The following is a 10,616-nucleotide window of genomic DNA, read 5'->3' as shown; positions in this document are numbered from 1 at the left end:
CACGCTTGGCGAACACTGCAGGACCGACCTTGGAAGATCATGTCCATCGGTCAGCGGCAATGGGCTCATAGGTTCTGATCAATGAGGGTTGGTATAATGGGATATTCCGAGGCGGAACTGCTCGGGAAGCACCATTCGATGTTCCTGGACCCGGATTATGCCAAGTCTTGCGACTACACGGTCTTCTGGAACAAGCTGCGCGACGGCGAATTCGTCTGCAGCGAGTTTACTCGCCTTGCCAAGAACGGCGCGGAAATCTTCATCCGTGGAAACTACAACCCGATCAAGAGCAGTTCCGGCAAGGTCCTGAAGATCGTCAAGTTCGCCAACGACATCACCCGGACCAAGATGCAAGGCATCGACACTGGCGCAAAAATTGATGCCATATCGCGAGCCCAGGCGACTATTGAGTTCAAGCCAGACGGTACGATCCTGTCCGCTAACGAAAACTTCCTGCAGGCGCTCGGCTACTCCTTGTCGGAAATCGTTGGCAGACATCACAGCATGTTCGTGGAGTCCAGCTTTGCGGCAAGCCCCGAATATGCTGACATGTGGCGCAAGCTGAATGGCGGAGAACTGATCGCCGGAGAGTTCAAGAGAATGGGCAAGGGCGGGCGTAATGTCTTTATCCAGGCATCCTACAATCCCGTTTTCGACTTCAAGGGTCGCGTCATCAAGGTTGTAAAATTTGCCACCGATGTCACTGATCGTGTTGAGAATGTGGAAAGGCTGGCAGCATCACTAACGCGCATGGCCGACGGGGACCTCTCGCAGAACATCGAAACACCATTTATCCCTTCCCTCGACAAGCTGCGCCGCGACTTCAATGCAGCTTGCGAAAAATTGCGGGAGGCAATGAAAACCGTCTTGACCAATGCCGAAGCGATCTCGGCTGGCGCGCACGAAATTCGCACCGCCGCCGATGATCTGGCAAAGCGAACCGAGCAGCAGGCAGCCTCGGTCGAGGAAACCGCCGCGGCGCTTGAGGAGATCACCACCACGGTGAAGGATTCCAGTCGCCGGGCGGAAGATTCCGGGCACTTGGTCGGTCGTGCCAAAGCTCATGCCGATCACTCCGGCAAGATCGTTAGCGAAGCGATCGTGGCGATGGACAAAATCAACCAGTCTTCTTCGGAAATATCCAACATCATCGGCGTGATTGATGAGATTGCCTTCCAGACCAACCTTTTGGCGCTGAATGCCGGCGTTGAAGCCGCGCGCGCTGGCGAAGCCGGTAAGGGTTTTGCTGTCGTAGCCCAGGAAGTGCGCGAGCTTGCTCAGCGCTCGGCATCGGCTGCTAAAGAGATCAAGACCCTCATCACTGCTTCCGGTGCTCAGGTGGCGAGCGGCGTTACCCTAGTCAGCAAGGCAGGCGAAGCTCTGCAGGAAATTACCAGCAACGTGCAAGATATCAACAAGGACATCGGCGCCATCATCGAATCGGCACGCGAGCAGTCGACAGCGCTGAGCGATATCAATCGTGCCATCAACTTGGTCGACCAGGGCACACAACAAAATGCCGCTATGGTCGAAGAGCAGACGGCCGCTAGCCACGGACTGGCGGAGGAGGCCAAAGCTTTGTTTGCGCTTCTGGACCAATTCCAGTTCGACGGTCGCGCCAGAGGATATCAAGTAGGTGGGAACACCAATGCCAACAGGAGCAGCCCTCAGCGTACCGCTCCGAAATTCGCCACACATAGAAACGCGGCCGTGAAGGTCGAGTGGAATTAGGGTCCGGACTCACAACCACCAGATGACGGTAGCTGCGAGTGCGATTGTGCCCATGAAGTTTTTGATGTTGGGGTCTGAGTAGCAACGGAACAGAAAACCTACATAAGGCTTGAGCTGCCGGGGGGACGAAGCGCGTGCCTTGCCGAACGAGCAGAAAAGAGGCGGTTTGCTGCCTGTCGGGTTTTGGTTCCGCAAGTGGAAAAGCGGCCCCGTCAACGAGGACCCAACCTGCTAAGTCAGGCGCTCAATATGCTCGGCACTCCCCGCGCAGAGTTCGTTGCGAGACCGTCATCCAGCCACGCCAAAATTCTTGCGACCACTTCGCCATACCTTTGGCCGACTAGCAGGCCGGTGTGGGTCATGCCGGGAAAGCCGCAATATTCCCCCCCAATGTGCTGGGCCAGTAAAGATTTTGCCTGGCTGATAGATGATACAGCTATCCCCGGATCAATCTGACATTCCGCGCGTTCATGAGACCTGCGTAATAGAAAAGACACGTATGAAAGCGTTAACTGCGGGGAGTGTAAGGGATGACGCAAAGGGTGACCACAGTCCTTGTTGTCGACGACGAGGCTCTTGTACGGCTGGATATCGTTATATTGCTTGAGAACGAAGGGTTCACTGTGCTCGAGGCATCAAATGCCGACGACGCCATCGACATTATGAGCACCCATCCAGAAATTCAGTTGATGTTCACCGACATAGACATGCCGGGTAGTATGGACGGCTTGAAGCTGGCCACTGCTGTTCGCGACAGATGGCCCCCAATGAAGATCATCGTAGCTTCGGGTCGCCGTCGATTGTGCGACGAGCTTTTACCGGTTGAGGGGAGGTTTTTTAGCAAACCGTACGATCATGCCCGCATCATTGCGACGATGAAGGAAATGCTGGCCGCAGCCTAGGCTTTCACCGCATGGAGCGCGCGGCCTTCCCTCTGGGCTTGGCCGCAGAAGTAACGGGCTTTGGCGCCTCATCGCTCACATTGACGGGTTGCAGGTATTTGTGGTTGCGCAACGGCCTGGGCGCGGACTTGGCGAATTGAAACCGTGCTGCTCTTAAGGCTATGCGATCCGCCTCCGCATCACCCGAGGAGCGTGCGACGCTTACTTCCGAAATTGTTGCGTTTGGACCAGTTTGGATCAGCACTGCCGTCGTCCTCGCGCATCCTTGAAGTAGGGCGAGCGTTAAAAGGATGAATGCAGTTTTCGATATCATCTTACCTACCTTGCGATATTTCTCAGCGATAATGCACAACTGTCTGTATGTGGCAACCTGCGACCAAGCGCTGGGAAACATCCTCGTTCGAGCGGGCATCCTCTGCATGCTCGGAAAGCCAGTCCCGCAGATTACGGGCACCACGACCAGAGAAGGTCTTGTAACCGTAGATCTCACGCAACGCCTCCATATGCTCTTGGCGGGTCTGCCGCCGGGCAGCACAGGTGAGAAGCGCATCGGCCGGGACACCAAGCTGTGCCCCGATGAACGACAGGACCTCATGAGGTATCACCTCACCCGGAGCCAGTGCGCGCCCTGGATATCGCAACGTGAAGCTGTAGGGCGAACCCCAGCCTGTTCTCCGGCCGGCGACGTTACTGGATGTGTCCAAGATCGTCGTCGCTCGTCGTCTGGAAGCTCGATCGCCTCGGCCGCGATCTCCGCCACCTCGTCAATCTCGTCGACGATCTGACGAAGCGGAACATCGGCCTGAACGTGCCGGCGGGCGAAGGTGCGTTGATCGACACTTCGACAGCCAATGGTCGGCTGGTGTTTGGAATATTCGCTGCACTCGCCGAGTTCGAGCGAGCGCAGATCATCGAGCGGAGGAAGGCAGGGTTAGCCGCAGCCCACGCCCGGGGTCGGAACGGCGGAGCGCCGTTCAAGATGACGTCGGCAAAACTGCGCCTCGCCCAGACGGCGATGGGAAAGCCCGAGACAAAAGTGGGAGACCTTTGCGCTGAACTCGGCGTCACCAGGCAGACGCTGTATCGATTTGTTGGCCCTGAAGGCGAATTAAGAGCCGATGGTGAAAAATTGCTCGCCCGTCACAAACGCGGAATTTGAGTTGTGCGAGGCAGAGAGCTACGCACCTTCTTCGGCCGTTCTTGAGCAATGCGACCCTTGAAACAAGGATCGCGCGGTCAGCTACCAGTCGCCAGCAGATTATATTGGGGCGCTGCCAGTCGAGACCGTGCGGGTTTCATTCGATCACAAGATTGCCAGTGGTCATCGGACGGTCTATTGAAAGATCAAACTCAGAGGCACGATATAACATGGTACCGAAGATTGCAGAAAGACGACGCTGAAGCTCTTAACGCTTCCGCGCTCCCTCATTCACGCAATTCCAGGAAATGAACCATGTCCGTAAAATCGGCCGCGCTCGCCGCACTTGCTTTCGCATATGAAATGAACGGCCTCAAAGCCGCTCCCTCCGTTGTCCGCTCGACCCGGCCCGAGTTCGGTGATCTCCAATGCAACGACATGATGCGACTGGCGAAATCCGCCGGCAGGAACGCGCGCGTGCTTGCTGCTGAAGTCGTAGAGGCAATCCCCAGTACTTTTTTCGGGGATGTGTCCGTCGCCGGCCCTGGTTTCGTAAATTTTCGGCTGACCGATGCCGCTATTGCCATGGAGGCAAGCGCTATGCTTGCCGATCCGTCGCTCGCCGCCGAGAAGGTTGAGCTCATGCGGACTGTCATTGATTTTGGCGGGCCCAACGTCGCCAAGGCGCTACATGTCGGCCATCTGCGCTCCTTCGTGATCGGGGAGAGCCTGCGGCGGATCCTCTTGGAGATCGGCCACGATGTCCTATCCGACATCCATCTCGGCGACTGGGGCCTGCAAATGGGCAAACTTCTCCTGGGCGCAGCTCTGGCCTCCGGATGGGAGGCCGGCGACCCCTCCTCCTTCATCAATCCCCAGGTATTCGATGCCATGACCGTCGAGGAGCTTGGCGCTCTCTACAAGTCGGGCAACGCTGCGTGCGAGGACGAGGCTTCGCTCGCGCTCGCACGTAAGCTGACCACGAAATTGCAAGATGGAGATCCGTTGCTGGCAGATGCCTGGTCACGCATGCGGGTTATTTCCCTTGCATCGATCTTTATCACGGCGGAGATGCTCGGCGCCCATTTTGATCTGTTCAAAGGTGAGAGCGACGCGCATGCGGAAGTCGCTCCTATGCTCAACGATCTCATCACGCGCGGTCTAGCGCGGGAGAGCGACGGCGCTCTTGTCATCGACGTCTCCGGTGATGGACTTCCGGACAACGTGCCACCCCTGCTTCTCCAGAAGAATGACGGAGCGTCGCTTTATGGGACCACTGATCTTGCAACGCTCCGGCAAAGAGTGCGTGACATCGGCGCGCAGCAGATAGTTTACTGCACCGACGACCGTCAGGCACTCCATATTGCCAGCGTGTTTTCAGCGGCGCGGACCGCGGGTTATGCTGATGACGTCGAGTTGCGGCACGTGACCTTCGGTACCGTCCGCGGCAATGACAACAAGCCCTTTAAAACCCGTGACGGATTCGCAGCCTCGCTGGCTGACATGATCGATCTCGCACTCGCCAAGTCATCTGAAAAGGTTGCCGACTGTCAGGCCGCCACCGTTGTGGGTCTCGGCGCCTTGAAGTTCGCCGACCTCTCTACACCGAGGAAAACAGGTTACGTTTTCGATATCGACAGGATGACATCCTTTGAGGGACGGACTGGACCTTACCTTCAATACGCCTACGCCCGGATCTGCTCGATACTGGACAAAGCTGCTGAGGCCGGCATAGTTCCAGGCGAGACAGTCTCGGTCAGCCATCCATCAGAACGTGCCGTGCTGGTGGAATGTCTCTGGTATCCGCATGCCCTTTCGGAGGCAGCGCGACAGCTCGAGTCATTCGAGATCGCCGATCAGGCCTATCGAGTGGCGGACGCATTCAGCCGTTTCTACACGGATTGCCCAGTCTTGAAAGCTGCCGACCCCGCAGCACGGCTTGCCACCTGCAAGCTGGTGGCGAGGGTCATTGGAAAGTGTCTCGATCTTCTTGGAATGGCAACGGTGCAGCGAATGTAAGCCCGTTGATTTGGCGGCATTTGGCCCATTGCAGCCAAGCAGGAGGTACTGAGCTTCATGCACCGATGCGACCCCAACCATCCCCGCTAGTCGACTAGCGCGCTCATCCTCTGTTTCCTACCGTGTATCTGTGCCCTTTTAATGTTCAGGGGCCCATGTGCTCGGTCGCGATCTTGAAGAGAGAATGCGCGATGGCCTCAACTGAGGCGGTTTGGTTGGCCAGCATGCCAAAGACGGTATCGGCATAGGCATCATATTCGTCTTGCGCTGCAGGAATGTCCGACACCCCGATGGGGTCCCACTCAGTAAGCAATATTTTCCGAATGATAGCTCGACGCAACGGCTGCTGTTTGCGTCGGTGTCCAGTTCCACGGCAGCAATTGCTCCAACGTGCTGATCGGCGTGTCGGCAATGTTTGCGAGAACGTCGGCGAGCCGGGAACTCATTAACCCGCTTTGCTATCGGTTTCTGGGAGCCGTTTTCCCGTTGAAACGAAGTGTTGTGCGGTTGTGCCGTCGGTCGTGTCGTAGATGTAGAGGGTTACGGGGCACCGGGCTCCGTTCGCCCAGTGGATGGCCTCTTGAACAGACACATTGTCTCGCCGGTCATGATCGATCACTGCAAGCGGGGATAACTCCTCCGCCTGATCGGCATCGATACAGCTATTATCGTGCTCTGCGGCTTCAATGATGGCATTCACCCGCTTCCATCTATACGGGCGCGTCCGGTTATCGATAACATTCCAGATCATGAAATTTGCGCTTTTTGTTGCGCCAGTAAGATGATTCAACGAGGCATGAGCCGATATGACCTTACCGATTTTGAATGGCGAGCGATAGAGACGGCCCTGCCCAATAAACCGAGGGGCGTGCCTCGCGTTGATGATAGGCCGTGTGTTGAACGGGATTTTCTGGGTGTTGCGATCCGGTGCCCCTTGGCGCGATGTGCCAGAACGATATGGTCCCTATACCACCTGGTACAATCGCGTTCGACGATGGTCGCTCAGTTCCGCATGGAAACCAACACTTTGGCTTCTGAAATGAAGAAAAACAATCTTGAAAAATTCCGCAGAGTTCTGTCTCGTCGTGGCATGTATGTCGCGGACGACAACTTAGACCAAGTTTTTGGGCTTGTTGGTGGATTTGATGCGGCAAGTGACCCCTCCATTTTAGACGGATTTCGAGAGTGGCTCTTAGAAGAATATCCGCAATGTGATGGGCCGTTCGGTTGGACAACTTCAGTAATCCAAATCCTGCCCAAGGAACTGAAGGGGCAAGATGCAGTTGATGCATTTGTAGATATATTAATGCAATTCCTTGATACAAGGCATAACTGATAGCCCCATCTTGTAGATGTTCTTTAAACACGTGTTAATTCTACCTCTCTCGTTCATCCATGCCGGACCGGTCTTTTCCTGTTTGATCCCGCCCTCTTCCGAGCAACCTGTCGCGCTGCTCGGGTGTGAATCCTGACTATTCGGCTGGCTTCTGTTCCTGCTCGCTCTGACCGACTTCGGCTTCTCGCTCATCAGGCCGATCGCTCTTTCGAGCCTCTGCAAAAGCCCGTCGAGTTGTGTCCGCAGCAACGCGATCCACCCCGCGAAGCGATCCAGATTGCGGGCGACGATGGAGCGCCAAAGTTGGCCCCGCTCGGTCTGCTCGCCCCAGCGCCGTGGCGATATGCCCAAGCGGCTCTGGATCGCGATCCAACCAACGCCGATCTCGACGATGTATGAAAACCTTATGTCGGTTGTCTGTTCCGTTGCTACTCAGACGCCGAAATGACCCGAAGATATCAACGGCGGCGTGATCGGTTCCGGGTAAACCTGACGAAGGCAGCTGGACTGTAAGTCCCTCTGCGTAGGGAACCTACCCCATCAGATGCTCCCGAGGCTTCCAGGACGAAATATGTCTCGGCGCCTAGAACCCTGTGTATCTCATAGTGATGTTGCGCCTTATAGAAAGACGAATGACCAAGCGTTGGCGGAGATATCGAAAACAACGGGTTGTAAATATTAATGTCTGCAACTGGGCAAAAACTGCGCGCCCCACATCTGCTTGAGGAGCGGGTGCCCAAGGGCCTACCTTGACCAGGACCGGATTTGCACCGGAACAAGCTTCCTTGCCTGTCTTAGCCTGGAATGCCGCAGCAGGCCCTACAGTAGTTAGCTGTCCTTCTGCCCTGAGCGTCGGCATCGCACCCTTGCCAGAATTGATTTAGAAAACGCGACTTTGCAAGCCATTTAATCAGGGGTGGCAGTGTCTCCCTTTGGCGGATACTGTTGAAAAACTAGGCGTTGTCGGCACTGGGTTGTCGTGATTCAATCGTCGTATTGATTTGCGGAGGATTGAGCGATGATGGGATGTCAGACGGCTCCGGCGCAGCTCTTCTACGACTTCTGCCTTGATCCTGGATGTGGAGGCGACACGGGCAATTCGCCAGGCGGAGGTCGGAGCATCCCGCATGATGCTCGACCGAACGGATTGCCGCTTCGGCTTGCGTCCTGATTATCTCGCCGCTGACAGTGCCTATGGTTCTGCAGACAACCTTGCGTGGCTAGTCAAGGAGAAGAAGATCGCGCCGCACATTCCTGTCTTCGACAAGTCCAACAGGACGGATGGCACTCTCTCTCGTTCAGACTTCTCATGGGAGGCCGAGAATGATCGCTGCATCTGCCCGGCGGGTAAGGAGCTGAAGCAATTCCACCGAACCTATGCAACACCCAGGTCGGGCATCACTGCCGAAGGGACGCGGCTTTACCGTGCCAGCAAAAAGGACTGTGATCGCTGTGAACTGAAGCCTCGCTGCTGCCCGAACACGCCGATGCGTAAGGTGCCGCGCGATCTCAACGAAGATGCCCGAGACGTCGCACGAGCAATTGCCACGACACCTGGATACGTACAGTCACGGCACCGTCGAAAGAATGTCGAGATGCTCTTTGCACACCTCTGTCAGTACCGGAGCAATACTCCCCAATAGTGCCGTTTGAATCTTCCCCAGGTGCTGCGGCCGCCGGTCTTCCGGGGCGCGTCATCGCCGATACTCCTTCCGATGGTCGGAAGGGGGATTTTGGTGATCAAGCTGAGGGAGACAATCATGATCCTGGATCTGCATCAGCAGGGCCTGACGGTATCGGCCATTTCCAGAGAAACGGGCATCGATCGCAAGACGGTGCGCAAATACATTGAGCGAGGCCTTGAGGCTCCGGCCTATGGTCCCAGGAAGCCGCGGGCAACGGTGATCGATCCGTTTGCTTTTTACCTGCGGGAGCGGGTGAAGACCTATCCAGGCCTAACCGGCAGTCGGCTGCTACGAGAGCTCAAGGAGCGAGGCTATACGGGCGGCTACACGGCTGTAACGGATTTTCTTCGCGATGTGCGACCCGCTGCACACCAGGGATACGAGGTTCGTTTCGAGACGCCGCCCGGCGAGCAGGCCCAGGTCGATTTCGCCCAGTTCCACGTCGTCTTCACCGACGAACCGATGACGCCGAGGATCGTTTGGCTGTTCTCAATGGTGCTGGGTCACAGCCGCCTCATCTGGGCGCGCTTCGTCATGCATCAGAACCTGCCAACCGTCCTGCACTGCCACATCGCTGCTTTCGAGGCCCTTGGCGGCGCTCCAAGGGAGGTGCTCTACGACCGGATGAAGACTGCCGTCATCGGCGAAGGGCAGACGGAAGGTATCATCTACAATCGCGCACTCATCGACCTGGCACGCCACTACGGCTTCCACCCGAAGGCGTGCAAACCTTATCGTGCAAAGACCAAGGGCAAAGTCGAGCGTCCGTTCCGGTACATCCGCGAGGACTTCTTCCTGGCCCGCTCGTTTCGCAATCTCGACGACCTGAATGCCCAGCTCCGGCACTGGCTGGACACCGTCGCCAATCCGAGGAAGCATGCGACAACCATGCGCTTCGTCAATGAAGCCTTTGCCGAGGAGCGACCGCACCTGCGACCGTTACCGCTGGCACCGTTCAAATCCGTTCTGAAGCTGGAGCGCCGCGTGTCGCGGGAGGGCATGGTCAGCATCGGTGGCAATACCTACAGCGTTCCGGATGCCACGCGAAGCCGAATGGTTGAGGTCCATTCCCTCGCCGACGAGGTCCGCATCTTCGAGAACGGCATGCTGATCGCAACTCACCCGGTCCTGGAGGGCCGTAAACAGCGCCGGGTTCATCCGGATCATCGGCGACCCATTCAGCCGCAACATGGGCCGGGGAGACGGCAGGATACTCATATCTTCAAACCCGCCGGCGACACCGTGCTGCAGCGATCGCTTGCCTTCTATGATGCCGTCGGCAAGGTCCTCGCACAGGAAGAACCGACCATGAGCGCCACCCTCGACCCCATTCCGTCGATGATCGACCGTATCCGTCATGATCTCGTTGGCCTGAAGATGCCGCGCGCATTGGAAGCTCTCGACCATGTCGTGCGCCGCCTCGAGCATGGTGAGCTATCGGCCCTTGAGGCCATCGATATCCTCCTGTCGGAGGAACTGACCCTGCGCGAGAACAGCCGCATCAAGACCGCGCTGCGCATGGGCAGACTTGCAACGATCAAGACGCTCGCAGGCTTCGACTTCACCTTCCAGCCTTCGCTGGACCGGGATCGCATTTTTACCCTGGCCCAGCTCGGGTTCGTCGACCGTCACGAAGCGGTTCATTTCCTCGGCCCACCGGGAACGGGGAAGAGCCATCTTGCCACGGCGCTCGGCGTCGAAGCCGTCAAGGCCGGAAAGAGCGTGTATTTCACGACGCTCGCCGATCTGATCGGTTCGCTTGCCCGTTCAGAACGGGAAGGCAAGCTGCAGGAACGCATTCGCTT

The 10,616-nt window shown here is 57.1% G+C and carries 5 protein-coding genes and 6 pseudogenes; 9 read left to right on the top strand and 2 right to left on the bottom strand.

All coding sequences use genetic code 11. The features are described 5' to 3' along the window. Positions 1–96 precede the first annotated feature (96 nt). Complete coding sequence (locus tag C8J33_RS26255; RefSeq protein WP_245507302.1) at positions 97–1,731, top strand: methyl-accepting chemotaxis protein; 1,635 nt, start codon at positions 97–99, stop codon at positions 1,729–1,731. 530 nt (positions 1,732–2,261) lie between these two features. Continuing rightward, positions 2,262–2,633, top strand: a complete 372-nt coding sequence (locus C8J33_RS26245) for a response regulator (RefSeq protein ID WP_110808426.1) — start codon at positions 2,262–2,264, stop codon at positions 2,631–2,633. Positions 2,634–2,998: 365 nt separating this feature from the next. On the opposite strand, the pseudogene C8J33_RS26240 reads toward C8J33_RS26245, so the two are convergent. Next, positions 2,999–3,362 (bottom strand): annotated as a pseudogene (locus C8J33_RS26240) (DUF4158 domain-containing protein); the annotation flags it as partial. On the opposite strand from C8J33_RS26240, the pseudogene C8J33_RS26235 reads away from it, so the two are divergent. Together C8J33_RS26235 and argS are read left to right on the top strand one after the other, a co-directional pair. Then, positions 3,346–3,792 (top strand): annotated as a pseudogene (locus C8J33_RS26235) (recombinase family protein); the annotation flags it as partial. The pseudogenes C8J33_RS26240 and C8J33_RS26235 overlap by 17 nt on opposite strands. Before the next feature lie 294 nt (positions 3,793–4,086). Next, entirely contained in the window at positions 4,087–5,790 is a 1,704-nt protein-coding gene (argS, locus tag C8J33_RS26230) for an arginine--tRNA ligase (protein WP_110802905.1), read from the top strand. Positions 5,791–5,935: 145 nt separating this feature from the next. On the opposite strand, the gene C8J33_RS27260 is transcribed toward argS, so the two are convergent. Next, complete coding sequence (locus tag C8J33_RS27260; protein ID WP_165910832.1) at positions 5,936–6,076, bottom strand: hypothetical protein; 141 nt, start codon at positions 6,074–6,076, stop codon at positions 5,936–5,938. Positions 6,077–6,586: 510 nt separating this feature from the next. Between C8J33_RS27260 and C8J33_RS26220 the strand changes: the two are divergent. The 5 genes and pseudogenes from C8J33_RS26220 to istB all read left to right on the top strand — a co-directional run. Beyond that, positions 6,587–6,806: pseudogene (locus tag C8J33_RS26220) on the top strand (transposase); the annotation flags it as partial. Next, the gene (locus tag C8J33_RS26215; RefSeq protein ID WP_132665873.1) at positions 6,803–7,126 is read left to right on the top strand and encodes a hypothetical protein; all 324 of its coding nucleotides are present in this window, start codon (positions 6,803–6,805) and stop codon (positions 7,124–7,126) included. The pseudogene C8J33_RS26220 and the gene C8J33_RS26215, both read left to right, overlap by 4 nt. 1,055 nt (positions 7,127–8,181) lie before the next feature. Beyond that, positions 8,182–8,739 (top strand): annotated as a pseudogene (locus tag C8J33_RS26210) (transposase); the annotation flags it as partial. A 123-nt stretch (positions 8,740–8,862) separates the two neighbouring features. Beyond that, positions 8,863–10,104: pseudogene (istA, locus tag C8J33_RS26205) on the top strand (IS21 family transposase); the annotation flags it as partial. Between the two features lie 15 nt (positions 10,105–10,119). Further along, positions 10,120–10,616 (top strand): annotated as a pseudogene (gene istB, locus C8J33_RS26200) (IS21-like element ISRel3 family helper ATPase IstB); the annotation flags it as partial.

The organism is Rhizobium sp. PP-CC-3G-465, from assembly GCF_004343445.1.
GTDB lineage: Bacteria > Pseudomonadota > Alphaproteobacteria > Rhizobiales > Rhizobiaceae > Ferranicluibacter > Ferranicluibacter rubi.
Note: the sequence above shows the minus strand (reverse complement) of the source record. Positions and strands in the feature narration are given on the sequence as shown.